This is a genomic window from Pseudomonas sp. JL23, assembly GCF_056933585.1.
This window is the reverse complement of the sequence record NZ_CM167795.1, coordinates 5,104,923-5,130,935: the sequence shown is the minus strand read 5'-3', so window position 1 is coordinate 5,130,935 and position 26,013 is coordinate 5,104,923. Positions and strand designations below refer to the sequence as shown.

General features: G+C 60.4%; 19 protein-coding genes. 8 read left to right on the top strand and 11 right to left on the bottom strand.

Annotation, left to right across the window (positions count from 1 at the left end; all coding sequences use genetic code 11):
- Positions 1-62 precede the first annotated feature (62 nt).
- Positions 63-374, top strand: a complete 312-nt coding sequence (locus AC1Z24_RS23615; RefSeq protein ID WP_483742938.1) for a DUF485 domain-containing protein — start codon at positions 63-65, stop codon at positions 372-374.
- Positions 371-2,029 carry a cation acetate symporter gene (locus tag AC1Z24_RS23610; protein WP_483742937.1) on the top strand — a complete coding sequence of 553 codons (1,659 nt, stop codon included), beginning with the start codon at positions 371-373 and terminating at the stop codon, positions 2,027-2,029. Before AC1Z24_RS23615 ends, AC1Z24_RS23610 begins: the two co-directional genes overlap by 4 nt.
- A gap of 77 nt (positions 2,030-2,106) precedes the next feature.
- On the opposite strand, the gene AC1Z24_RS23605 is transcribed toward AC1Z24_RS23610, so the two are convergent.
- Positions 2,107-2,265 carry a DUF3309 family protein gene (locus AC1Z24_RS23605; protein WP_231651111.1) on the bottom strand — a complete coding sequence of 53 codons (159 nt, stop codon included), beginning with the start codon at positions 2,263-2,265 and terminating at the stop codon, positions 2,107-2,109.
- A gap of 383 nt (positions 2,266-2,648) precedes the next feature.
- On the opposite strand from AC1Z24_RS23605, the gene AC1Z24_RS23600 reads away from it, so the two are divergent.
- From AC1Z24_RS23600 to csrA, 3 genes are all read left to right on the top strand, one after another.
- Complete coding sequence (locus AC1Z24_RS23600; protein WP_483742936.1) at positions 2,649-3,458, top strand: SDR family oxidoreductase; 810 nt, start codon at positions 2,649-2,651, stop codon at positions 3,456-3,458.
- A 49-nt stretch (positions 3,459-3,507) separates the two neighbouring features.
- On the top strand, positions 3,508-3,840 hold the full coding sequence (locus AC1Z24_RS23595) for a YnfA family protein (RefSeq protein WP_483742935.1): 333 nt from the start codon (positions 3,508-3,510) through the stop codon (positions 3,838-3,840).
- A gap of 293 nt (positions 3,841-4,133) precedes the next feature.
- Positions 4,134-4,337 (top strand): carbon storage regulator CsrA, encoded by a 204-nt coding sequence (gene csrA, locus AC1Z24_RS23590; protein ID WP_259102556.1) that lies wholly within the window; start codon positions 4,134-4,136, stop codon positions 4,335-4,337.
- Positions 4,338-4,342: 5 nt separating this feature from the next.
- Here csrA and AC1Z24_RS23585 read toward each other — a convergent pair whose 3' ends face one another.
- From AC1Z24_RS23585 to AC1Z24_RS23570, 4 genes are all read right to left on the bottom strand, one after another.
- Positions 4,343-4,570, bottom strand: a complete 228-nt coding sequence (locus tag AC1Z24_RS23585) for a YheU family protein (protein ID WP_259102554.1) — start codon at positions 4,568-4,570, stop codon at positions 4,343-4,345.
- A 31-nt stretch (positions 4,571-4,601) separates the two neighbouring features.
- Positions 4,602-5,801 (bottom strand): osmoprotectant NAGGN system M42 family peptidase, encoded by a 1,200-nt coding sequence (locus AC1Z24_RS23580; RefSeq protein WP_483742934.1) that lies wholly within the window; start codon positions 5,799-5,801, stop codon positions 4,602-4,604.
- 135 nt (positions 5,802-5,936) lie between these two features.
- The gene (gene ngg / locus AC1Z24_RS23575) at positions 5,937-7,682 is read right to left on the bottom strand and encodes an N-acetylglutaminylglutamine synthetase (protein ID WP_483742933.1); all 1,746 of its coding nucleotides are present in this window, start codon (positions 7,680-7,682) and stop codon (positions 5,937-5,939) included.
- A gap of 3 nt (positions 7,683-7,685) precedes the next feature.
- Complete coding sequence (locus AC1Z24_RS23570) at positions 7,686-9,458, bottom strand: N-acetylglutaminylglutamine amidotransferase (protein ID WP_483742932.1); 1,773 nt, start codon at positions 9,456-9,458, stop codon at positions 7,686-7,688.
- 332 nt (positions 9,459-9,790) lie between these two features.
- On the opposite strand from AC1Z24_RS23570, the gene AC1Z24_RS23565 reads away from it, so the two are divergent.
- Positions 9,791-10,660: a putidacin L1 family lectin-like bacteriocin gene (locus AC1Z24_RS23565; RefSeq protein ID WP_483742931.1), complete on the top strand. Its 870-nt coding sequence runs from the start codon at positions 9,791-9,793 to the stop codon at positions 10,658-10,660.
- A 402-nt stretch (positions 10,661-11,062) separates the two neighbouring features.
- On the opposite strand, the gene AC1Z24_RS23560 is transcribed toward AC1Z24_RS23565, so the two are convergent.
- From AC1Z24_RS23560 to mnmC, 5 genes are all read right to left on the bottom strand, one after another.
- The gene (locus AC1Z24_RS23560; RefSeq protein WP_483742930.1) at positions 11,063-11,284 is read right to left on the bottom strand and encodes a DUF6124 family protein; all 222 of its coding nucleotides are present in this window, start codon (positions 11,282-11,284) and stop codon (positions 11,063-11,065) included.
- 331 nt (positions 11,285-11,615) lie between these two features.
- Positions 11,616-12,677, bottom strand: coding sequence for a lipocalin-like domain-containing protein (locus AC1Z24_RS23555; protein ID WP_483742929.1), 1,062 nt, complete (start codon positions 12,675-12,677; stop codon positions 11,616-11,618).
- Positions 12,667-15,126 (bottom strand): ABC transporter permease, encoded by a 2,460-nt coding sequence (locus AC1Z24_RS23550; RefSeq protein ID WP_483742928.1) that lies wholly within the window; start codon positions 15,124-15,126, stop codon positions 12,667-12,669. The genes AC1Z24_RS23555 and AC1Z24_RS23550 overlap by 11 nt, the downstream gene beginning before the upstream one ends.
- A complete protein-coding gene (locus tag AC1Z24_RS23545) occupies positions 15,123-15,785 on the bottom strand; it encodes an ABC transporter ATP-binding protein (RefSeq protein WP_483742927.1) in 663 nt (220 codons plus the stop codon). Before AC1Z24_RS23545 ends, AC1Z24_RS23550 begins: the two co-directional genes overlap by 4 nt.
- 173 nt (positions 15,786-15,958) lie before the next feature.
- Positions 15,959-17,935 carry a bifunctional tRNA (5-methylaminomethyl-2-thiouridine)(34)-methyltransferase MnmC2/FAD-dependent 5-carboxymethylaminomethyl-2-thiouridine(34) oxidoreductase MnmC1 gene (gene mnmC / locus AC1Z24_RS23540; protein ID WP_483742926.1) on the bottom strand — a complete coding sequence of 659 codons (1,977 nt, stop codon included), beginning with the start codon at positions 17,933-17,935 and terminating at the stop codon, positions 15,959-15,961.
- Between the two features lie 136 nt (positions 17,936-18,071).
- On the opposite strand from mnmC, the gene AC1Z24_RS23535 reads away from it, so the two are divergent.
- Complete coding sequence (locus AC1Z24_RS23535; protein WP_483742925.1) at positions 18,072-23,093, top strand: NEL-type E3 ubiquitin ligase domain-containing protein; 5,022 nt, start codon at positions 18,072-18,074, stop codon at positions 23,091-23,093.
- A gap of 232 nt (positions 23,094-23,325) precedes the next feature.
- Positions 23,326-24,822 carry a polyphosphate:AMP phosphotransferase gene (gene pap, locus AC1Z24_RS23530; protein ID WP_483742924.1) on the top strand — a complete coding sequence of 499 codons (1,497 nt, stop codon included), beginning with the start codon at positions 23,326-23,328 and terminating at the stop codon, positions 24,820-24,822.
- A gap of 409 nt (positions 24,823-25,231) precedes the next feature.
- On the opposite strand, the gene AC1Z24_RS23525 is transcribed toward pap, so the two are convergent.
- Positions 25,232-25,954, bottom strand: coding sequence for a FadR/GntR family transcriptional regulator (locus tag AC1Z24_RS23525; protein ID WP_483742923.1), 723 nt, complete (start codon positions 25,952-25,954; stop codon positions 25,232-25,234).
- Positions 25,955-26,013: the final 59 nt, after the last annotated feature.

Below are 26,013 nucleotides of genomic sequence, written 5' to 3'. Positions count from 1 at the left end.
CGCCGCGCACCTGACTAAAGTGGAATACGTAACATCTCATCTGTGCTGCGAGGACAAAAACAATGAACGACAGCATTTACCTCTCGATTCAGAACAGCCCGCGCTTCAAGGAGCTGGTTTCGAAAAGGGAACGATTCGCCTGGATTCTCTCGGCGATCATGCTGGGGCTGTATGCCGCATTCATCCTTTTGATTGCGTATGGGCCTCAGATTCTCGGGACTAAATTGAGTCCTGAATCATCCATTACCTGGGGAATGCCGATTGGGGTCGGTCTGATTGTCTCCGCCTTCGTGCTGACAGCTATCTACGTGCGCCGTGCCAACGGTGAGTTCGACGAGCTGAACAATGCAATCCTGAAGGAGGCACAACAATGATCGGGCGCCTTTCAGCAGTACTGGGCCTCAGTGCCTTCGCTCCGACCCTGTGGGCAGCCGATGCCCTCACCGGTGCCGTGCAGAAGCAACCGTTGAACGTCGCGGCGATCGTCATGTTCGTCCTGTTCGTCGGTTTCACTCTGTGCATCACTTACTGGGCGGCGAAGAAAAACAAATCGGCAGCGGATTACTACGCTGCGGGCGGCAAGATCACCGGTTTCCAGAACGGCCTGGCCATCGCGGGCGACTACATGTCGGCTGCTTCATTCCTGGGTATTTCCGCGCTGGTATACGCTTCCGGCTACGACGGTCTGATCTACTCGATCGGCTTCCTCGTCGGCTGGCCGATCATTCTGTTCCTGATCGCCGAGCGCCTGCGCAACCTGGGTAAATACACCTTCGCTGACGTGGCGTCCTACCGCCTCAAGCAGAAGGAAATCCGCACCCTGTCCGCCTGCGGTTCGCTGGTGGTGGTGGCCTTCTACCTGATCGCGCAAATGGTCGGTGCCGGCAAGCTGATCCAGCTGCTGTTCGGCCTGGACTACGCGGTTGCTGTGGTTCTGGTGGGTATCCTGATGTGCCTCTACGTGTTGTTCGGCGGCATGCTGGCAACTACCTGGGTACAGATCATCAAGGCAGTGCTGTTGCTCTCCGGTGCGTCGTTCATGGCTCTGATGGTCATGAAACACGTCAACTTCGACTTCAACGTGCTGTTCTCCGAAGCGGTCAAGGTCCACCCTAAAGGTGCTGCGATCATGAGCCCCGGCGGTCTGGTCAAAGACCCGATCTCGGCATTCTCTCTGGGCCTGGCCCTGATGTTCGGTACGGCTGGCCTGCCACACATCCTGATGCGCTTCTTCACCGTGAGTGACGCCAAGGAGGCTCGCAAGTCGGTGCTCTACGCCACTGGCTTCATCGGCTACTTCTACATCCTGACCTTCATCATCGGTTTCGGCGCGATCCTGCTGGTCAGCACCAACCCGGCGTTCAAGGATGCAGCTGGCGCTCTTCTGGGCGGCAACAACATGGCGGCGGTGCATCTGGCCAACGCGGTGGGGGGCAGTCTGTTCCTGGGCTTCATCTCGGCGGTAGCCTTCGCCACCATCCTGGCGGTGGTAGCAGGCCTGACCCTCGCCGGTGCCTCGGCGGTGTCCCATGACCTGTATGCCAGCGTGATCAAGGCTGGCAAGGCCAACGAGAAAGACGAGATCCGCGTTTCCAAGATCACCACCATTGCCTTGGCAATCGTGGCAATCCTGTTGGGTATCGCCTTCGAAAGCCAGAACATTGCGTTCATGGTCGGCCTGGCGTTCTCCATTGCGGCAAGCTGCAACTTCCCGGTACTGCTGCTCTCGATGTACTGGAAAAATCTGACCACTCGCGGCGCCATGATCGGTGGCTGGATGGGCTTGATCAGTGCCGTGGTGCTGATGGTTCTCGGCCCGACCATCTGGGTGCAGATCCTGCATCACGAGAAGGCGATCTTCCCGTACGAGTATCCGGCGTTCTTCTCCATCATCATCGCGTTCGTCGGTATCTGGTTCTTCTCGATCACCGACAAATCGGCCTCCGCCGCTGGCGAACGTGCGCTGTTCGACGCGCAATTCGTACGCTCGCAGACTGGCCTGGGTGCCAGCGGTGCGGTGTCGCACTAAACGCTGACGCAGTAAATAAAAAAGCAGCCCTGGGGCTGCTTTTTTATTAACCGTAATTCGCCGGTTTCAGGACGGCGTTATATCCTGCCCAGCAACACCAGAATCAACAGGATCACCAGAATGGTCCCGATGATGCCCGACGGTCCATAACCCCAGCTACGGGAGTGGGGGAACACCGGCAGACCGCCGACCAGCAACAGAATCAAGACAATGATAAGAATCGTGCCAAGGCCCATGATGAATTCCTTCCTTTAAGTTCTTTTTTGATCAGGTTTGCAGTTCAACTTCTACCCTGGGGCTTAAAGTATGTACTGCTTAACTACTCCGACTGTGACGCCTTCTAAAAAATTCAACCGGTTATTAAAGAAAGTTTTGTTTTAATGAAAAATCTTTATTTTTCAGTGCGTTGGCTATTTTTTGAGTTGCTCGATACCGCTATTTTAATTGCAGTACCGGCCCAATAAAAACTGAACTAAAGCTTTATGGAATGCTCCGCGCGCCAGCAGCCTGCCAAGGCGTTGGTTTGCCTTGGCTATTCAGCGCCCTGATGTTGGGTCTTGGGGCTCGGGGCTGTGGTTACACTGCCAACTACTTCCCGCACATCACAAGGCAGTTTCCTATGCAAAACCGCATCATGATCACCGGCGCCGGTTCTGGCCTGGGTCGCGAAATAGCGCTGCGCTGGGCCCGTGAGGGTTGGCGTCTGGCGTTGTCGGATGTCAACGACGGCGGCGTACAGGAAACCCTGCGCCTGGTGCGCGAAGCCGGTGGCGATGGCTTCACCCAACGCTGCGACGTACGCGACTACAGCCAACTGACCGCTTTTGCCCAGGCCTGCGAAGAGAAATTCGGCGGTATTGATATCATCGTCAACAACGCCGGGGTGGCCTCGGGCGGGTTCTTCAGCGAGCTGTCCCTGGAAGACTGGGACTGGCAGATCGCAATCAACCTCATGGGCGTGGTCAAGGGCTGCAAGGCCTTCCTGCCGCTGCTGGAAGCCAGCAAGGGCCGGATCATCAATATCGCCTCCATGGCCGCCCTGATGCAGGGCCCGGCCATGAGCAACTACAACGTCGCCAAGGCTGGCGTGGTGGCCTTGTCGGAAAGCCTGCTGGTTGAATTGCGTCAGCAGGAAGTCGGCGTGCATGTGGTCTGCCCGTCGTTCTTCCAGACCAACCTGCTGGACTCCTTTCGCGGCCCGACCCCGGCGATGAAGGCTCAGGTCGGCAAGCTGCTGGAAAGCTCGCCGATCAGTGCCAGCGACATTGCCGCCTATATCTACGATCAGGTTGCCTTGGGCGAGTTCATGATCCTGCCCCATGAGCAAGGACGCATGGCCTGGCAGTTGAAGCAGAAAAATCCACAGCTGCTGTACGACGAAATGGCGAGCATGGCCGACAAGATGCGGGCTAAAGCGCGTCAGGGCTGATTTCTGATAGGGTTGCCGTCACTTTCCGGCAACCCTTGAAGACTTTGCGATGCTCAATTACCTGTGGTTTTTCCTCTCGGCGTTATTCGAGATTGCCGGTTGTTATGCCTTCTGGATGTGGTTGCGCCAAGGCAAAAGTGCGTTGTGGATCATTCCGGCGCTATTGAGCCTGACCCTGTTCGCCGTGCTGCTGACCAGGGTCGAAGCCAACTACGCCGGACGTGCCTATGCCGCCTATGGCGGGATCTATATCGTCGCGTCCATTGCCTGGCTTGGGCTCATCGAACGGGCGCGGCCGTTGAGCTCCGATTGGCTTGGGCTAGTGTTTTGCCTGATTGGTGCCAGCATCATCCTGTTCGGGCCTAGATTTTCGGCGCCTTGATATTGCGCGGATAGTTCATGTGGGACCGGCTTTAGCCGGGAAGGGGCAGATATGAACGATGCATTCTTCGTTGCCTGTCCCGATGTCTTCCCGGCTAAAGCCGGTCCCACAGATTCGACCTTGCAAGTCCTACCGGTAGGGTCAAATTTCCAGTGTTTTAATGGAAATGTAGGACCTTTCTTTCATTCTTTTCCGATCATCTTGCAGGACGTTACTGATTTGCTTCCAGCGCATTGAAGCACTGGCATTTGCGCGCCACGCTGCGGTTTTATGGCGTAGCGGGGGTAGGAAATATGCTGGTATTAACGCGGGAAGTAGGTGAGACGTTCTCCATCGGTAACAACATTACCGTGCAGATTCTCGGGGTCAGCGGCAATCAGGTGCGTCTGGGCATTACCGCCCCGGAACATGTGAAGATCCATCGAGCCGAAATATTCCGGCGCATTGCCGACAAGCTGAGTCAGGAGGCTCGGGAGCCCGCAGCGGACAATGTCTGACCCTCTCAGTCAAACATGTCCTTGGGCACTTCGTGCCTGGCCATCAACTGGCACTGCTGGCTTTCCACATCGAAGAAGATCACCGCCTGGCCTTTTCCCAAGGCCTGGCGGACCCGCAGCACACGGGTTTCCAGCGGGGTGTCATCGCCATTGTCGGTGCCGTCGCGGGTGACGAAATCCTCAATCAGGCGGGTCAGGGTCTCGGCTTCGAGTTGGTCGTAGGGAATCAGCATGGCGTTCTCGCATCAGTGACCTGCGATCATATCAGGCCTCTTCCCGTTTGTTTCCGACCAGACTGTCCACCGGTGGCACGCGTGTGTCGCTTTCCATCTGCGCGTCGTGCTCGATTTGATGGCTGAAACGCTCCAGTGAGGTCTGCGCCGGTTGCGCGTCGCTGGCGAAGACCGGCGGGCTGAGCATATAGGCTGTGAGCAGGCGGCTCAGGGCGCTGAGGCTGTCGATATGGGTGCGCTCATAGCCATGGGTCGCATCGCAGCCAAAAGCCAGCAGGGCGGTGCGGATATCGTGCCCGGCGGTTACGGCCGAATGGGCATCGCTGAAGTAGTAGCGAAATACATCGCGACGCAGCGGCAGCTCATTCTCGCGGCCCAGATCCAGCAGATGGCGCGACAGGTGATAGTCATATGGCCCGCTGGAGTCCTGCATCGCCACGCTCACGGTGTGCTCGCTGGAATGCTGACCAGGGGCGACCGGGGCGATGTCGATGCCGACGAACTCGCTGACATCCCAGGGCAGGGCGCCCGCCGCGCCGGTGCCGGTTTCCTCGGTGATGGTGAATAGCGGGTGGCAGTCGATCAAAGGTTCTGCACCACTGTCGACGATACCCTTGAGCGCCGTCAGCAGCGCCGCGACCCCGGCCTTGTCGTCCAGGTGGCGCGCGCTGATATGGCCACTTTCGGTGAACTCCGGCAACGGATCGAAAGCAACGAAATCACCGATATTGACCCCCAGGGACTCGCAATCGGCCCGGGTCGAGCTGTAGGCATCCAGACGCAGCTCGATATGCTCCCAGCTGATGGGCATTTCATCGACTGCGGTATTGAAGGCATGCCCGGAGGCCATCAGCGGCAGAACGCTACCGCGGATCACGCCGGTATCGGTAAACACGCTGACCCGGCTGCCCTCGGCGAAACGACTGGACCAGTGGCCCACTGCAGCCAGGGCCAGGCGCCCGTTATCCTTCACTTCGCGCACGGTGGCGCCGATGGTATCGAGGTGCGCCGAAACCGCCCGGTCCGGGCTGTTCTGCCGACCCTTGAGGGTGGCGCGGATGGTGCCACGGCGGGTCAGCTCGAAGGGAATGCCCAGTTCTTCCAGACGCTCGGCGACGTAGCGCACGATGGTGTCGGTGAAGCCGGTGGGGCTGGGGATGGAGAGCATTTCCAGCAGGACTTTTTGCAGGTATTGCAGATCCGGTTCGGGGGTTTTCTTGGCGGCAGTCATAGAACTCCTTTGGAGCATGGGCTCGTTGGAGCGAAGCCTGCCCGCGAAGGCTGTGGAACAGACTCAAACAACGGGTCGGATGTACCGGCCCTTTCGCGGGCAAGCCACGCTCCTACAGGAAGGTGGCGTCGTGTCCTAACCGTGCACGGGCAAACTGTGCGGAAACAACAGGTCAACAAATCGCTCGGCCGTCGGCTGCGGCTCGTGGTTGGCCAGGCCGACGCGTTCGTTGGCTTCGATAAACACGTAGTCGGGTTGATCGGCGGCAGGGACCATCAGGTCCAGGCCGACCACCGGGATATCCAGGGCACGGGCCGCGCGTACGGCGGCGTCGAGCAGGACCGGATGCAGGATCGCGGTGACATCTTCAAGCACGCCCCCGGTATGCAGGTTGGCGGTACGTCGCACGGCCAGGCGCTGATCCATGGGCAGCACATCGCTGTAGCTGAAACCGGCGTCGGCCACGGTGCGTTCGGTTTCTTCGTCCATGGGGATCTTGCTTTCGCCGCTGGTGGCGGCAGCGCGGCGCCTGCTCTGGGCCTCGATCAGCTGGATGATGGTGTGGCGGCCGTCGCCGATGATCTCGGCCGGGCGACGGATCGCAGCGGCCACTACCTCAAAACCAATGACGACGATGCGCAGGTCGAGACCTTCATGGAAGCTTTCCAGCAGTACGCGACTGTCGAAGGCCTTGGCCCGCTCGATGGCGTGCTGCACGTCTTCGATGCTGCGCAAGTCCACGGCCACGCCATGGCCCTGTTCGCCATCCAGCGGCTTGACCACGATGCGCTTGTGGGCTTCGAGGAAGGCCAGGTTGTCATCGCCGTTGCCCGCCAGTTGCTGGGCGGGGAGTTGCAGACCGGCCGCTTTCAGGGTGCTGTGGGTCAGGCTCTTGTCCTGGCACAGGGTCATGCTTACGGCAGTGGTCAGGTCGCTGAGGGATTCGCGGCAACGCACCCGGCGCCCGCCATGTGTAAGGGTAAACAATCCTGCGTCGGCGTTGTCGACCTGCACTTCGATACCGCGTCGGTGTGCTTCTTCGACAATGATCCGCGCATAGGGGTTGAACTGCGCCTGTGGGCTTGGGCCGAGAAACAGCGCTTCGTTGATACCGTTCTTGCGCTTGACGGCGAAGGTCGGCAGGTTGCGAAAGCCCAGCTTGGCGTAGAGGCTCTTGGCCTGCTCGTTGTTGTGCAGCACCGACAGGTCGAGATAGCTCAAGCCGCGACTCATGAAGTGTTCGATCAAGTGCCGTACCAGCACTTCGCCAACACCGGGGCGGGTGCAGCGCGGGTCCACTGCCAGGCACCACAGGCTGCTGCCGTTTTCCGGGTCGTTAAAGGCCTTTTGATGATTGAGGCCCATGACGCTGCCGATCACTGCATTAGTGCCTTCGTCCTCGGCCAGCCAGTACACCGGGCCGCCCTGATGGCGCGGTGTCAGCAGTTGCGGATCGATCGGCAACATGCCACGGCTGATATACAGCTGATTGATTGCCTGCCAATCGGCGTCGCTCTGCGCCCGGCGGATGCGAAAACCGCGAAACACTCGCTGAGCCGGGCGGTAGTCGCTGAAAAACAGACGCAGGGTGTCGGACGGATCGAGGAACAGCTGCTGCGGCGCCTGGGCCAGCACCTGTTGGGGCGCGGCGACGTACAGGGCAATGTCCCGTTCGCCGGGTTTTTCCTTGAGCAGTTCTTCGGCCAACGCCGCCGGGTCAGGGAAGGTGTGCCCGAGCAACAGCCGCCCCCAGCCGCAATGCAGGGCCAGTGGCTGGGTGTCGGGTTGGCTGCCGTCCTCGGCAAAGCGTGCCTGCAAGCGCTCCCACGAGGGCGACTGCCCGCGCAGCAGGCGTTGGTTATAGGCCATCGGATGCTTCATCGATCAGAGTCCTTGTTCACTGAGCCACAGGTTAAGAGCCGCCAGTTGCCACAGCTTGGAGCCACGCAGGGGCGTCAGTTGGCCCTGGGGATTGGTCAACAAGGTATCGAGCATGGCCGGGTTGAACAGACCACGATCCTGGCTCGGATCGGTCAGCAGATCGCGGACCCAACCCAGGGTGTCGCCTTCCAGATGTTTCAGGCCGGGCACCGGGAAGTAACCTTTCTTGCGATCGATCACCTCGGACGGGATGACCAGGCGTGCCGCCTCTTTGAGCACCTGTTTACCGCCATCAGGCAGCTTGAAACGTGCCGGAATTCGCGCTGAGAGCTCCACCAGACGGTAATCGAGGAACGGCGTACGGGCTTCCAGACCCCAGGCCATGGTCATGTTGTCCACCCGTTTGACCGGGTCATCGACCAACATGACGGTACTGTCCAGGCGCAGCGCTTTGTCCACTGCGGCATCGGCGCCAGGCTGGGCGAAATGGTCGCGGACAAAGTCCCCGGCCGCATCGTTTTCGGTCAGCCAGCGTGATTGCACGGTAGCGGCATATTCGCGGTAGCTGCGGTCGACAAAGGCATCACGATAGGCGGCCACCGGGTCGCTGGCGCCGTCCACTTGCGGGTACCAGTGGTAGCCGGCGAACAACTCGTCGGCACCCTGGCCGCTCTGCACCACTTTGCAGTGCTTGGCGACTTCCCGGGACAGCAGGTAGAAAGCGATGCAGTCGTGGCTGACCATCGGCTCACTCATGGCGCGGAACGCCGCTGGCAGTTGCTCGATGATTTCCTTTTCGTTGATGCGTAATTGGTGATGACGGGTGCCGTAATGCTTGGCGATCAGGTCGGAATACTGAAACTCGTCACCGCGTTCGCCACCGGCATCCTGAAAGCCGATGGAGAAAGTGGACAAGTCTTCTACGCCAACCTCACGCAACAGACCGACCAACAGACTGGAATCGACACCGCCGGACAGCAGCACACCGACATCCACCGCTGCACGCTGGCGAATCGCCACAGCTTCGCGGGTGGCATCGAGTACCCGATCGCGCCAGTCTTCCAGTTCCAGATGTTCTTCGTCGGCGTGAGGGCCGTAGGGCAGGGTCCACCAGACCTTCTGCTCGACCTTGCCGCTGGCATCGAAGCGCATCCAGCTGGCGGGCGGCAGTTTCTCTACGCCTGCCAGCAGCGTGCGCGGCGCTGGCACCACGGCATGGAAGTTCAGGTAATGATTGAGGGCAATCGGGTCCAGCAGGGTACTGACATCGCCACCCTTGAGCAGCGCAGGCAGCGTCGAGGCAAAGCGCAGGCGCTTATCGGTGCGCGACAGGTACAGCGGCTTGACGCCCAGACGATCGCGGGCGATGAACAGGCTCTGCTTGTCGCGCTCCCAGATGGCAAAGGCAAACATGCCGTTGAGCTTGGGCAGCATATCCTCGCCCCAGGCGTGATAGCCCTTGAGCAGCACTTCGGTATCACCGCCCGAATGGAAGGCATAACCCAGCGCTTCCAGCTCGCCACGCAACTCCGGAAAGTTATAAATGGCGCCGTTAAAGGCCAGGGACAGACCCAGATGACTGTCGATCATCGGCTGCGCAGAACCGTCCGACAGATCCATGATTTTCAACCGCCGATGACCCAGGGCAACCGGCCCCTGGCTATGGAAGCCCCAGGCATCCGGGCCCCGTGGCGCCAGGCTGTGGGTCATGCGCTCAACGGCGGCAAGGTCTGCCGGTTGATGGTCGAAACGTAACTCACCTGCTAATCCGCACATCTGCCTGAATCCTGTGTGACTCGTAACGTTTTGGCCCTGCGGCGCTGCGAAATATCGCCTTGCGCCGTCAGCGACCTCGTTTTATCGAGTGCAGGAAAGACGGGATCGTTCAATAAAACTTGTCTGGGGAGCGCTTAAGTCGCTGGTCGGTTAGCAAGGGTTGCAAATGCCTCGGACATCAATTACTGTTCATCCATACAGTAATTGAAATATGCCTTTTAACCTGAGGATCATTTCAGGACAGCTAGGAGCTGCGCTGTTGCAGATCGCCTTTGAGCGGCATGAATGCGGGATTTTCCGCGACTAATCATTCGACTCATTAGGTGAACAATATGACGGTTTACACCACTCTTCCAGAAAATGGCCTAGCGATCCTCCCTCCGCGCGGTCAGATGCTGCCCGATCAGTACCTCGAATCTCCGAGCAAGCAATTCAGATTGGTCTTCCAAAATGATGCCAACTTCGTGCTTTATGACGGCGGCAATGCAGTGTGGGCGGCGTATAGCGGTACGCCTTATTCGACGGAAGTCATTGTTCAGCGGTGGAGCGGGGACACGGTTGAAAGCGTACATATGGACTACTTTATCGTTCTTGCTGATCTCCACCGGTCACGTGCGTGGAATACAGTGAATAGTACGCCTTTGGACGGGAACACTGCCGCTGCTGCAGCGCGGGCCTTTCTTCAGGTTCAAGACGATGGCAACCTGGTAATCGTCGATGCTATCCCGGTCTGGGCCAGCAATACGTCGATTCCCGTAACGATCGATTTGCGCGCCGTAATCATCCCGCCAGGCACCTCCCTGGCTCCCGGTGATTCGATCAGCTCCGGCACCACGCAGCTCTACTTCCAGGCAGACGGCAACTTGGTTCTATACGGCCCTGGCATGTCTGTTTTGTGGGCAAGCTACACGCAGAACAAAAGCGCGACCGTTGCGGTCATGCAAGCGGATGGCAACTTCGTTATCTATGACGCAAACAATCAGCCTCTTTGGTACACGGGTACCGGATCGTTCCCAGGTGCGTACGCCCGTATCCAGGCCAACGGCAGTTTCTCGATCGTGACTGACAAGGTGGTATGGGCTCGTTTTGGATTCGTGCCCGAGGTGCGTGCGCGTTCGGTGTATTACCCCAATCATGCTGATCCGGTGGAGGACAGCACCAAGCCGTATGACACCTACCTGCACATCGGCTATGACTTCTAGTCTGAGCGTGTATTGATGCAACAAGAGCCCCGGATCATACTGGGGCTTTTTGGTTTTTGGTGATGTGGCGGCCATCTGATCCGTATTTTTATTCAGAATCTGACGCTGTTATGAGTGCAGTAGCGGGCGGACAATTGCCCCAACGATCAAGCCGTGAAACGTTGGAGGCAATTATGTCTATGGGCAAGATGGCTGTTTTGGTATTTGGATTTCTGGTGCTGACTTTGGTGATTGCTACCCTGGCGACCATTCCGCCGAGTTGAGTGGCGGCGGCTCCGGCTCCGGGTTTGGATTTGCCCTGTGGGACCGGCTTTAGCCGGGAAGGCGATGGCATTGGCACAGAAGATAGGTCGGCTGCACGGTCGTATTCCCGGCTGAAGCCGGTCCCACAGGGGGAGCGCCTCAACTCGCTGCTTTTGGTTCGAAATAGGCCAGTGAGCTGTCCAGATCAGCCTTGAGTACGTCGACCAGGTGGGTCATGGAAAAGGCCAGGTCGCGTTTCGGGCCGCTAAGGCTGTCGCCGGTTTCGTAGGCGACGGCGGCGAGGCAGCGCAGGACGTCGGATGCGTGGAGCAGGGATTGTTCCAGTGCAGCGAGGGATGGATCATAAGGTCTGTCATTCATTGCTTGATTTACCTCTTCGGGCCACTCAATGAATGCTGCTAAACAAGCATTGGGGTGGCGGCTTTGACGCGGGTTAGCAGACCGGGAGGAAAACCAAGCAAAGAACCGGCGCACTCGAAAGTGCCCCACGCAAAGCCGCCATTGAGGCGTCTCTTGCTTGGTTTTTTACCTCGTCAGGCTGCTAAACCCGATCACTGATATTCAGCGACCGGCGCAGACTAGAGAGCGTTTTTTACCCACGCAAGAGGCTGCGGATTGTCTCGGAAACTTCATACGCAATAAAGGGAAAGGCCCGTCGTAGAGCGGTTTTTTCGTGAGCGAAAGTAACTATCTAATACCCGGTCATCTCCAGATACCCCATGCCCTGATGACTGCCTGAAAACCGCACCGGCCCCTCCCAATAGGGCAGGGTCAGGTTCATCCAGGCATTGCTGTTCAGCGCCTCGACGCTGATCGTCACGGCCTTGCCGGGAATACTCACGGTCCAACGGGTGGGCAGGCGATGCCCGGCCACGCTGGTTTCATTCTCGGGCTTGAGACTGACGGCCTTGGCATCGAGAGTTTGCGTCGAGCCATCCGGATTTATCCAGGTGCCGGTGACATACGGCTCGCCCTGTTTCTCACGCATGCGATAAAGCATGACTTCGCTGCCGTCGTTCAGGTGCAGGGAGAACCAGTCCCAACCGGTCTGATTGTCGGTCAGGGGCTGGCTGCTCCACTCGCGATCAAGCCAGGCCGGGCCGCTGACGGTGTAGGACTTTGCGTCTATTTCCACCTGTCCCTGGGCCTGAAAGAACGGCTGGCTGTAGTAATACGAGGCCTGGCCCTGTTCGGATTTCTGGCTGAAACCCTGCTGACCTTGCAGTACTGGTGCTTTGCCCGAGGTCAGTTGCAGGCGATAGCTGAAGCGCGGGTCTCTGGCTTGCAGTTCCAGTTTGCTCAGGTCGTTCTGGCCTTCCAGCGCCCAGTCATCGATGCGCGCGCTAAAGGGCCCGAGGCTGACCCCGGCCTGGCCGACGCCGCCCCGTGCATAACGTTCGGCGGCGTAGTGGCGGGTGGCTGAGGTGACGGCGGCGTGGCCCATCCAGATCGTGCTGTCGGCCCAGCCCGAGGCTTGCGGGCCGGGGCGCAGGGCGTTGCGGAACAGCGTCCATTGCACGCCAAAATCGTTGCCTTGGGCATCCTTGAGATTAGCGGTGATGTACCACCATTCGATACGAAAGTCGGGATGCGGACCGTGATCTGCGGGGAATGTCAGCACCTTGCCGGGCACAACCTGGGCGAAGTCGGCGGCCTGATTGCCCAGCCCGGCGAAGCCTTGGCCCGGCTCGGGTTTGTCATCGCAACCGCTGAGCAGCAACACGATGCACAGGAGCGCGCCGTTAATCTTCATGGGCAAAAGTCCTCAGCAGGTCCACCGGCCGCGTACGGTACAGCTTACGCAGCGGCCAGGCCGAGGCGAGCAGGGTGGCGAGCATGGCCAGGGCCAGCAGTTGCAGCAATTGCCAGGGGAAAATCTGCAAAGGCAGGCGCCAGCCAAAGGCCTGCACGTTGATCACCGCATCCAGGCACCAGGCCAGTAGCAGGCCCAAAGGCAGGGCGAGGACCAGGGTCAGTACGGCGAGCAGCCAGGTCTGGCCGAGATTGAGCAGCATCAACTGGCGCCGCGTCACGCCCATGGCCCACAGCGGCGCCAGTTGTCCGAGGCGGCTCTGGCTTTGGGTCAGCAGGCTGATAAACAGCGCCACGCCCGCGACGCCGAGGGTCAGGCTGTTGAGGGCGGCGGTGGCGGCGAAGGTGCGTTCAAAGACCTGACTCGACCAGGTTTTCAAACGTTGCTGATCGATCAGGTGGTTATCGTCCAGTTCGAAGCGCTGGCGCAGTGCGTCCATCATGGCGCTGACGTTGCTCGAATCCAGGCGCAGGTTGAAGCGCAGCGGCTGTTGATCCGGCCAGTGGCGCAGCAGTTGTTCGTTGTTGATCAGCAGATGGCCCTTGGGATTACCGTAATCGGCGTAGATACCGACGACCCTCGGCGACCAATCTGAGGTTACTGGCAGCATGTCACCTACACTGATTTTCAGATGCCGGGCCAGTTGTTCGCTGAGCATCACGCTGTCTCCCGCTGCGAGTTGCTGCCACGGATCGCCCGCGACGGACTCAAGCAACGGCCAGTGTTGGCGATAGTGGGGATGGTCGATGATGCCGAACAAGTCAGCGGGCCAGCCTTGCAGCGTCAGGGGGATTTGCCAGGTGGGCAGCACGGCCTGAATGCTCGGTTGCTCGCTTAGCCATTGCTGCAGGGGTTGGGTTTGTTCGGGCGTTTGCGGGCTGACGTAGAGCTCGGCGCTCAGACGCTGTTCCAGCCAGTTGCCGAAGGTCTGGCGAAAGCCCGAGGTCATGCTGCCTGCACCGATATTGGCGGCCAGGGCCAGCAGCAACGCCATCAAGGCCAGGCTCAGCGCGGGCAATTGCTGGCGGCAATCAGCGAGAAACCACTGGCCCAATACCGAGCGACTGCGGCCGAGCAAGGCGTCGAGCAGGCGACTGAGCAGCACCGGCAAGCCGAGTGAAGCACTCAGCAGCAGCGCCGCCATCAACACGAAACCGGCTGCCAGGCTGTTGCCGAAAACCAATGCCGCCACTGCGATAACCGCTGCAGTCGAAGCCACCCAGGCCTGCCGTCGCAGCCAGCGGGCATAGGCCTGATGCCAGGCCTGGGCATTGGCCAACGCCAGCAAGGGCAGGCGCGCGGCACGCAGCAGGCTATTGGCCCCGGCGAGCAGGGCGCCGAACAGGCTCAGGCCAATACCGCTGAGCCACCACCACGGGTTGAGGCTCAGTTGCCCTGCCACTTCGGCACCGTACAACCCGCGCAGGCTGGCGGCGACATCCGGCAGCAAGGCACTGGCCAACAGGTATCCGCTGATCACACCAAGTAGGCCGCCCAGCACCGCCAGCGCGCCCAGTTCCAGGACCAGGGTGAACAACAACAGCCGCGCACTGACCCCGCAGGCGCGCAGGTTACGCAACAATCCCCGACGTTGTTCCAGGGCCAGGCCGATGGCGGCATGGACGATAAACAGGCCGACCACGAAGGACAGAAAACCCAGGGCATCGAGATTGAGGTGAAAGCTTGCGGTCAGGCGCGCCAGGCTGTTTTCTTCGCCGCCCTTGTTCAACTGCAAACCTTCCGGCAGCGGCGGAGGATTAGCGGCGAAAGCGCTGGGCAATAGCAGGCGCGTCAGTTGGCTATTCATGCCCAGCAAGGGTTGGGCGAAACCAATATCCATCAGCAGCAGGCCCGGTGCCATATCCACTTGAACCTGTAACGGCGGCAGTGTCTGGCCGCTCTCTGTCTGCACCTGCTGGCCCGGTTGAAAACTCAGCTCGTGCAGGGTCTGTGGGGCGATCCAGGTGCGCCCCGGCGTGAGGAAGAAATTGACCCGCTCGGCGACATCGAGTTTTTGCCCGGCGATGGCCGAGCCGCCGGGCAGCGACACCGGCTCGATGCCCATGACCCGCAGGCGCTGCTGGGGGTGAGCCTTGAGGCTGATACGCCCTTCGACCACAGGCGACACTGGCCATCCTGTTCGACGCAGATCGACGAACAGACTCTGTGGTAATGGATTGCCGGTGACACTGACCAGGCTGGCTGGAGGTTCGCCGCCGATCAACTGGCTGGCTTTGGCATAGCTGTCCCGTGCCTGCTGATTGAGGGCTTCGACGCCGGTCAGCAGGCCGGTCGCCAGCCATAGCCCGGTCAGTACGCTGAAAAACTGTACGGGATGGCGGCGCCAATGACTGAGCAGGGCGCGCAGGGTCCAGTACAGAACGTTCATGACTGCGTAGCCAGACGGCCAAAGTGCAGCAGTTCGGTGCGTTGCAGGCGCTCGGCAACCCGCGGGCTGTGGGTGACCATCAGCAGGCTGGTGCTGCTATGGGTCAGCAGGTCGAGCAGCAGTTGCAGCACTTCATCACTGGTGGCTTCGTCGAGATTGCCGGTGGGTTCGTCGGCCAATAACAGCGCCGGTCGCGAGGCCAGCGCCCGACCAATCGCCACACGTTGTTGCTGGCCGCCGGACAGTTGCTCGGGGTAACGCGTGAGCAAGTCACCCAAACCCAGACGCTCGATCAACTCAGCCTGCCAGCCCGGCTCATAGCGCCCGGCCAGTCTTGCCTGAAAGGCCAGATTGTCTTCGACCTTGAGGCTGCCGATCAGGTTGAACTGCTGGAAAATCAGGCCGATTTCGGTGCGCCGCCAATTGGCGAGCTGCGCTTCATTCATGCGCTCCAGGCGCTGCCCGGCGATATCGATGGTGCCCGCGTCGACCTGATCCAGCCCGGCGATCAGGTGCAGCAGGGTGCTTTTGCCGCTGCCGGATTCGCCCATCAGCGCCAGGCTTTCGCCCTGTTGCAAGTGCAGGTCGACACCGCGCAATACGGCCAGCGGGCCTTGGGCGGTGGCGTAGTTCTTGAAGACGCCGGTTACCTGGAGCATGGGCGGTCTCGATGTGGGGGCAAGTGCGCAGGATAACGGCAATTTGATGATGGAGGAGATTATGTGGGACCGGCTTCAGCCGGGAAGGCGATATGAAAGGCCATGAATATGTAGGGGATGTACTGGCCTCTTCCCGGCTAAAGCCGGTCCCACAATTACGCTCGATGTATCGATTACACCCCGCGAATCAACTCCCGCAACATGAACCTGTTGGGGTGGCAGGCCTTGACCACGCTCAGGGGCAACGGCAGCGGTTCGTTATCCAGCCAGGCCGCCAGCAGTTCGGCGCACAGCGGTGCAGTAATCAGCCCGCGAGAGCCGTGGCCGCTGTTGACGTACAGGCCGTCAAGCCACGGGCAGGACGTGTCCGGCACCTGGCGGGCGTCCTTGGCGAGGGCGGCGTAGGTGTTGAGGAAGGCCTGTTTATCCGCCAGCGGCCCGACGATGGGCAGGTAGTCGGGGCTGGTGCAGCGGAACGCCGCCCGGCCTTGCAGCGTTTCCGGAGGCAGATGCCGGGCGTCGAGACGGGTGCTCAGGTCGGCGGAGATCTCCTGCAACAGCGCCAGGTTACCCAGGTGATCTTCGGCGGTCGTACTCAAGTCCGTATTGGTGAAGTCGAAACTGGCGCCCAGTGTGTGTTCGCCATGACGTGCCGGGGCGACATAGCCTTCGGCACAGACCACGGTTTTCAGTGCCTGGCTGGCCTCGGTCTGAGGCAGGCGGGTGATCTGCCCGCGAATGCGCTTGAGGGGCAGGTCGGCGCTGGCCGGGAAGCGTTTGATCTCCGCCGCGCCCGCCAGTACGACGACGGTGGCGCTGTCGATCAGCCGCTCGCCGTCCCAGGCCTGCCATTGCCCGGCTTTATGACGCAGTTCGACCACGTCCCGATGCAGTTGCACTTGGATATTCGGGTGCGTGACCTGTGCCTGACACAACGCTGGAGGATGCACCCAGCCGCCTTCGGGGAAGAACAGCCCGCCCGAGTCCAGGCCGATCCCGCTGAGCTGTTCGGCGCCGGCCGGCTCGACGTGGTGCAGCAGTTCCCTTGGGAAGGCCGCCGCCAGTTGCGCCTGACGCAGCAGTTCCTTGTCGTTGAAGGCCAGTTGCAGGACGCCGCAGGCATCCCAGTCGACGCCCCGTTGCAGGCTTTCCAGCAGGCGGCGGGTGTAGCCGAAACCGCTGAGGATCAGCTGCGACAAGGTCGTGCCATGGGCCGACAGCTTGAGGTAGAGCACACCCTGGGGGTTGCCGGAGGCTTCCTGGGCCAACTCGTCGTGACGTTCCAACAGGCTGACTTGCCAGCCCCGTGCCGCCAGGCTCGCGGCCGTGGTGCAACCGGCCATGCCGCCGCCAATCACCAGGGCCTTGCGTGGGCCGCCAAGGGCCTGGGGCCGAGCGAACCAGGGTTTGCTCGCGGGCAATGGCTCGACGTCTTCGGGCCAGCCTTCGAAGGTGCCGCGCAGCACTTCCCACTTGTGGCCGATGCCTGGCACGCGCTTCATCTTGAAGCCTGCGGTGTTCAAGGCGCGGCGCACCCAGCCGGTGCTGGTGAAGGTGCCGATGGTGGCATCAGGCGCACAAAGCCGGGCCAGTTCGGCGAACAGTTCCGGGGTCCACATTTCCGGGTTTTTCGCCGGGGCAAAACCGTCGAGGAACCAGGCGTCAATCTGCCCGTCCAGTTGCGGCAGCATTTCCAGGGCATCGCCGATCAGCAGGGTCAGGGTCACCCGGCCATTATCGAATACCAGGCGCTGAAAGCCGTCATGTACCGCGACGTATTGCTTGAGCAAGGGTTCGGCAAAGGCGGCCAGTTCCGGCCACAGGCCGAGGGCACGATGCAGGTCGGCCTGGCTCAGGGGAAATTTTTCCACGCTGACGAAATGCAGGCGGGCATCAAGCGGTGCGCATTCGGCAAAGAGCTGCCAGGCGCAGAGAAAATTCAGGCCCGTGCCGAAACCGGTTTCACCAATCACCAGGCGTCCACTCGCAGGCAGTTCGCTGAAGCGTTTGTGCAAATCGTTTTGCACGAGGAACACATGCCGCGTTTCTTCAAGGCCCGACTGGGTGGCGAAGTAGACGTCAGAGAAGGTTCGAGAATGAGGGTTGCCCTGATCGTCCCAATCGATCTGGGCATGGCGGGTAATAGTCACGATTGCGCTCAGCTTGTGTACGGACTGTTGATATTAGCGCAGCGCCGGACGCAGGCGGACGCTATTAACTATCTACCGCTACTGACAGGTTAAAAGCTGATCACGTGCTCACTCTCTTATCACTTGGAGTTGAGCCGTGACGAATTCCACGACCAATGTTCACCATGACTTTATAAAGGGCGCGCTGCCTGGCTGGTACGTCAATTCATCCGCTGAGCTGCGCAAGCGTCTGAACCGGGATATTGCCTTCGCGCGTCAGTTACAGACTGCTCAGGCCACGGCGTTGAGGGATTTGAAAGGCCTGGGTGAGTTTGTCAAACCCTTGCTTTCAGAGGCGCTGGAGCAGGCATTCGGACCGGGCCTGGACATCGAGCGTGACGAAATCTGGCAGGCCACTCTGAGCCCGCCCGAGTGCACGGCCTGCAAAGGCTACCTCGGTACATCGGGGCCGACACGCAGGAGGACCTGGCTGGAAAATCAACTGGAGATAGATAGCGGCAAGCTGCCCGTTGGCGTCGAGGCAATCAGTCGTCGAACCTTGTTGCAGGCTGCGTTGAGCAATTATCAGCGTGAAGAAGTAACGGCAGCGACGGACGAGCGTTTTTCCAGTGTGCGTAAATATCGACCAGACCCGGCAACGCCGACGACGTATTTGCCGAACATATCGGCCGCAGCTTTTATGCAGTTGTGCCGCCAACTTGATCTGGGCGAGCAGTATCAGACCCATCTCAACAGCGTATTTGCGCCATCGACTGAGGCGGTAATGCGCGCTACGCCGGGCTCCGAGCAGATCACGCAGGCGCTCAATTACAGCGCGCTCTACAAAATGCTCGTCGAGGCGCATATCGCTCGCATGAAAGGCAAGCTGTCCCCCGCTGCCTATCTGGCAGTGCTCTCGGCTGCCGGTTATCAGGACGATGGAATTGTTCACGTTTCCACAGAGGTGTCGTACCTCAATATTTTGCAGACTCATTTGAGGGATGTGCTGGTTTTGCAGTCGACGGTGTCGAGTCGCTGCATCGTCTATATCCCCGATGAGCCCGCCTCACCGTTCAGCGAACATGGCTCGCTCGATGAGTTGCAGTACTGGCTTCGTCGCAGGCTCAGGAACAGTAATTTTCAACAGTTCTTCGGCAACTTTGCCCGGTTGCGCGATAAGGGCCGGTTGCTGGCCCGGCTCAAGAGCCGCTTGAGTACCCTGACCACCAGAACCGAGCAATACGGCAGTGGCCTGCTGAGCAGCACCCAGACCCTGGTAGTGCCTGACGATAGCGTGAGCCTTGATCTGAAGCTGACGCCGGTAACCGACCTGACCACCAATCACTTCGCTATCACGACCCAGGTGCGTATCCGCGAGGACGCGCGGGTGCTGGCGGTGCCGGTCTTCGAGAAGGATCAGGCGTCCGAAGTCGCCAGCCTGACCGAGTTTGCCGAGGACGTGCTGACCGTGGCCGGCTTTATCCCCGGTCTCGGTGAGGCGGTGGCGGTGATTATCGGCTTGCAGTTGCTGGGGGAGGTATTCGAGGGCGTGGTGGCCTGGACCCAAGGTGATCTGGAAGCGGCGCTCGGGCATCTGGAAAACGTTGCGGAAAATCTTGCGATGGCGGCGAGCATGGCGATCGCTGGCCATGAGCTGTCGGTGTTATTGACCCCGGTCAGGGCGTCGTCTTTTGTCGACAGCATGCGGCCTGTCACCCTCAACAATGGTGAGGTGCGCCTGTGGTCGCCGAACCTTGTGCCCTTCGCCAGTGATGTTGTGTTGCCGCCGGGCCTCAAGCCTGATGCCGAGGGCGTATTCAGCCATCGGGGTAAGCAATACGTGTCGCTGGAGGATCGGCTCTACCCGGTTCGTCAGGATACGGCGCTGAACACCTGGCGCGTCGAGCCGCCGCGCAGCGGGCGCTTTTCGCCGACTTTGGAGCACAACGGTGCCGGTGCCTGGCGCCATGAGGGCGAGAACCCTGGCGACTGGGATGCAAGAAAGTCCTTCAGGCGCCTGGGTCATCCTGTTGCGTCACTGTCCGAGGAGGCAGCAGAACAGGTGATGCGGATCAGCGGCGCCGATCACTCGCTGCTCGCGGTGCTGCACCTTGATCGCCAGGCGCCACCGGCTGGCTTGCTCGACACCATCGAACGCTTCGGTCTGAACCAACAGGTCTCGACCTTCATCGAGTTGATCAACGATGGCAGCCGCTTTGAGTCTGCAGACCCGCGGTTGCAGCTCAAGCTGCTACCGTTGATTCGCGGCTGGCCGAAGGAAAGGGCCATTCATGTGTCGAGTGGGTTGGCGGGCGAGGCCCTGCCTCCCGGTCGCCCCATTGTGGTCAGTCAGGCCCGGATCGATCAGGGCAAGCTAATGAGCACGGTACTCGACGCCCTGAGCGAAGATGAAAAGGCCCTGATCTTCAGCCCGCGAAGGCCGGCCAGTCCGATGAATCTGGCATTCGAAGTCGGCCGTGTGAGCTGGGACAGCCGGTCGCTGTTGTTCGACACCTTGAACCTGCTGCGTGAACAAAGCGCCGATCCTCTGGTGATGTTGCTCAAGCGTGACTTTCCGGGGCTGCCCACGGCTGCGGCGCGCGAAGTGCTGGCCGAGGCCGATGCGCAGCAACTGACGCAGATGCAGTCCACGCAGCGCATCCCCCTGGCGCTCAATGAGCGGGTTCGCGGCTATTTGCAGGAGGCGCGGGTCAATCAGGCGCTGGAAGGGTTTTTCCTGGCGTCCCGGGCGGATCACGGCGATACCCACAAGCTGGCCCTGCATCTGCTTGAACGCTTGCCGGGTTGGCCCAAGCGCTTGCGTGTTGAGGTGCGTGACGGTGCGCTCAGTGGCCCATTGCTGGATGCCATCGGTGAGCGCTCGGCAACGCAGCGCGGTGTTCTGGTCAAGAGCGGCAGCCGCTATCAGGCGTTTGATCGACGAGGCCAGGCGCTGCAGGAAGAGGTTCTGGAACGTCACAATTTTTTCTCGGCGGTGCTGCAGGCTTTGCCTGAAGAAGCACGTCAGGCCATCGGCTTCAACGATTCGGCGGTGGGTGCCCTGGCGCTGCGTGAGCGCATTTTCAGGGAGGCGACCAGCCAGCGTCTGCGGGTGGCGAAGATACTGGGCATGCAGCCCGTCAAACCGGGTTTTCGTCGGCCCAAACGCCTGCTTGATGGACGTTTCGGTTATCGCTTGAGCGGTCGCGGCCTGCCGATTGCCAGCTTGCCTGAAGCCGACCGGCAGCGGCTGAGCGCTGCCTATGCCCGGTTATATCCCGATCTGGCCGACAATCCGGCATTCGTCACCGACATGGCAGACTATGTCCGTGGCCGGTTGGAGGACGGGGCGACGGTGGAACTGCTATGGCAAGAAGCCCAAGGCCGCTTGCAGGAGCTCGACACCTTGAACACGGCGCTTGATGGCTGGGTGGCATCGGCGCAGCCCGGCACTCAGTCAGCGGTGCGGCGTGAAGTCGCTGATGCGATCACCGATGCCTGGCGCTTCAATGCTGAGTCTTCGCCGAACATGGGGCGGCGTGTGGTGTTTCTCGCTGACCTGGATATGCGAGAACTTGCCGGGCTGCCCGAGTTGGCCGGGCATTACGCGCAGATCCGTTCCATCACCCTTGATACGGTCACCGCGACGGCCGCACAGCTCGACAGCTTTCTTGGCCTGTTCCCCAATATTACCAACCTGAGCCTGGTCAGGAGCCAGGTTGCCGGGCTGCCCGAGCGCCTGCATACGTTCGGGCAACTGACCTACCTGTCACTGGACGGGGCGGGCCTGACCCTCGATCAGACCGCCATGGACCGCCTGATGCAGATACCCAATCTGGTGTCCCTGGACCTGGGTGGCAATACCCTGGGCGAACTGACCCCTGTGCACCATGCTCATCTTGAACGGCTATGGCTGTACCGCACGGGCCTGACGCAATGGCCGCAATGGACTGACAATCTGGGGCTGCGCTTGCTGGATATCAGTGCCAACCGTATCGAACATCTGCCCTTGCAGGTCATCCAGAACGGCAGCCATGCCCCCTATCGAATGACCATCCTGGCCTATGGCAACCCCCTCGATCAGGCTGAGCTGCGCCGTTACTGGGCCAATACCCATGGGCGTGCGGACGATGTCTACCGCCTGGAGTTCGATGCCCCCGGCGATAGCCGGGACAGTGTCAGTGAGTTCGCGGACGCTTCCGATGATTCCAGTACCCTGAGGGAGATCTGGTCTGATTCGGACGATTCCGAGCGCGCCACGCCCATGCCGACCGTGGATATCTGGGAGGAGTCGGGGCAGACGGAATTCAACACGCGGGTGCACGCGGCCTGGGACAGCATCGAACAGGCAAACGATGCGCCGGACCTGCTGCTGTTGACCCAGCAGTTGCACCAGACTCAGGATTTCCGGCGCTATCACTCGCAATTGAGCAACGACGTCCTGCAGGTACTGGAGATGGCGGCGGGGGATGCAGAACTGCGTGTCGATTTGAATGCCATGGCCAATGACCGCATGCACGGCGCCAACCAGACCTGCCAGGACGGCATCAGGCTGATCTTCAGCGATATTCAGGTGACGGCCTATGTGCGTCGCGCGCTGCTCGACGCCGATACTTCGCAAGGTGCTCACATCGAGGCGCGGTTGAAGGTGATGCGCAGCCTGTTTCGCCTGGACGAGATACAGACCATCGTCGATGAGGAGATCGTTGCTCGCAAGGCCCAGAGCCTGACGGTCGATGACGTGGAGGTGCGTCTGGCTTACCGCATCGGCCTGGCACGGGCGCTGGATCTACCCAGGCAGCCCCACAGCATGGTCTTCGCCAAGATCGCCGAGGTCAGCGAACAGGCTCTGGAAAGTGCCAGGCAACGGGTTCTCGAGGGCGAACGGGGCGCCGGGTTCATTGGCTTTGCCGTAGCCAACCGGCAATGGAGTGAATTTCTGCGCAATGAATACAGCGCTGACTTTGCCCGCATAACCCAGCGGTTTGAGCCGCAGATGAGTGCGCTGGAAGATCTGCGCGAAAGCGATGCGGATGAGTATGAGCGGCGCAGTCAGGAGGTGATGGCCAATCGCGAGATTGCCGAGCATGAGTTGCTGGAGCAGCTTACGGAGAATATTCGAGAGCTGTTTTTTACGGCAGCGGATACGGGCTCCGGTCAAACAGACGCCAATAGCTGATTTGAAATGAGGTGTTGTAGGAGCTGCTGAAGGCTGCGAAAGGGGAGTATCAGATATATCCACTCGCAGCCTTCGGCAGCTCCTACAACGGACCGCGTTTGCTACGCCAGTTCACGCCCACCCATCCGTTGACCGATCAGCCTTGTGCCAGCGAAGGATTATTAATTGATCCATCACCGGCAAACCATGCGCCGATAAAGTAGTCTCAATGATTCCAGAGAGGGAGACATGCATGTTCGAATCCGCTGAAATCGGTCACGTCGTTGCCAAGGAAACCTACGACGCAGAAGTCCCGGCCCTGCGCGAAGCCTTGCTTGATGCCCAGTACGAGCTGCACGAGCAGGCCGGGCGGCAGATCATCGTGCTGATCAATGGCATCGAAGGCGCGGGCAAGGGCGAGACGGTCAAGTTGCTCAATGAGTGGATGGACCCGCGCTATATCGAAGTCCGTACCTTTGACCGCCAGACCGATGAAGAGCTGGCCCATCCCACGGCCTGGCGTTACTGGCGCCAGCTTCCCGCCAAAGGCCGCATGGGGGTGTTTTTTGGCAACTGGTACAGCCAGATGATTCAGGGCCGGGTCCATGGCAATTTCAAGGACGCCGTGCTCGACCAGGCCATCAATGGTGCCGAGCGTCTGGAAAAGATGCTCTGCGACGAGGGTGCGCTGATCTTCAAGTTCTGGTTTCACCTGTCCAAGAAACAGATGAAAACCCGCCTGAAAATGCTCAAGGACGACCCGCTGCACAGCTGGCGCATCAGCCCGCTGGACTGGCAGCAATCCAAGACTTACGACAAGTTCGTGCGCTTCGGCGAGCGGGTACTGCGCCGCACCAGTCGTGATTACGCGCCCTGGCATGTGATTGAAGGCATGGACCCTTACTACCGCAGCCTGACCGTGGGCCGGTTGCTGCTCGAAGGCATGCAGGCGGCCCTCAAGGCGCCGAAGGTCGAGGCGACCAGCCTGACCCTGGGGCCATTGGCGGCCAACCACGGCGAATTCACCTTGCTCGACAGCCTGGACATGACCCTGTCCCTGGACAAGAGCGACTACGAAGAACAACTGATCACCGAACAGGCGCGCCTGTCCGGCAACATCCGCGACAAGCGCATGCAGCGCCATGCCCTGGTGGCGGTGTTCGAGGGCAATGATGCGGCAGGCAAGGGCGGCGCGATCCGTCGCGTGGCCGCCGCTCTGGACCCGCGTCACTACAACATCGTGCCGATTGCTGCGCCGTCCGAAGATGAGCGCGCGCAGCCTTATCTGTGGCGTTTCTGGCGGCAGATTCCGGCGCGGGGCAAGTTCACTGTCTTCGACCGCTCCTGGTACGGCCGGGTGCTTGTCGAGCGGGTCGAAGGTTTTTGCAGCCAGGCCGACTGGTCCCGGGCCTACAGCGAGATCAACGACTTCGAGGAGCAGCTCACCGAGGCCGGTGTGGTGGTGGTCAAGTTCTGGCTGGCCATCGATCAGGACACCCAACTGGAGCGTTTTGAAGCCCGGGAGAAAATCCCGTTCAAACGCTACAAGATCACCGAAGACGACTGGCGCAATCGCAAGAAATGGCCAGCCTACCGTGAGGCCGTGGGCGATATGGTCGACCGCACCAGTACCGAAATCGCCCCCTGGACGCTGATCGAGGCCAATGACAAGCGCTGGGCCAGGGTCAAGGTCCTGCGCACCCTCAACGAAGCGCTGGAAGCGGCGTTTGCCAAGGATAAGAAGAAATAACGCTTTTTGTGGGACCGGCTTTAGCCGGGAAGGGGCCGGTACAGCCGACACATTTTCGGCGCCTGAGCCATTGCCTTCCCGGCTAAAGCCGGTCCCACACAAGGCCGTTCCGGCCGTTGTGAATCGCTATGGTCATCACCTGCCAAAACCTGCGACAACGCCTGAACGACGGCGCTGTAGAGCGGAGTCAAATCGCGCATGTCTACCTCTCCTTGTAAACCGGTTGTCAAAAAAATGGCATTACAAGGCTGATATTCGTTTCAGCCCTGTAACAACATAGCTAAGAACAACTTTCGGAAAAGGTAGGAAGGATTTTTCATAAGGGTTATGCGTTTTTTGTGGGAGCGGCTTTAGCCGCGAGGGCAGTCTCCCGGCTAAAGCCGGTCCTACGGATTTATGCAGGGCCGGTCTACAGTGACAAATCCTGCCCCAACACCACACTCAGGGCGTTACGCGCATCGTCCAGCTGCACCAGCGTTGCATGGCGGGCGCCGAGGGCATCACGGTTTTCGATGGCGGTGAGGATTGCCTTGTGCCGCGGCAGGGCCAGTTCGTGCAGGTTGGGCCGCTGGTTGGAATGCTTGAGGGCTTCGCGCAGGGCCAGGGAGAGCATGTTGCACAGATGCGCAAGCAAGTCGTTGTGGGTGGCGTCGGCGATGCGGCTGTGGAAGTCCAGGTCGGGTTGCAGCAAGGCTTGCGGGTTCGCTGCGGTTTCCATGCGTTGGTAGGCTTCGCCGATGCTGGCGATTTCTTCCTCGGTGGCGTATTGCGCAGCCAGAGCGGCTACGGCCGGTTCGATCACCGCACGCACGCTGGTCAGCAGGTTGAAGAATTCATTCTGTGGCGTGCTTTGCATGACCCAGTGCAGCACGTCCGGATCGAGCAAGTGCCACTCGCGCCGGGCCTTGACCACTGTGCCGACCCGTGGCCGCGAATAGACCAGCCCCTTGGCGACCAGCACCCGCGTGGCTTCGCGCAGAACCGGGCGACTGACTGCGTACTCCTCGCAGAGCAGGGCCTCGGCGGGCAGTTTCTCATCAGGCTTGAAGCGGCCGGAGACGATCTGCATGCCGATTTCCTGGACGATGCGGGCATGCATGCTTTTACGGTCGGAGGGCTTTCGGTAATCCATGTGGACGCGGTCAATCCTGAGCGGGAATGCCGCGCATGATAGCACCTGTGGGACCGGCT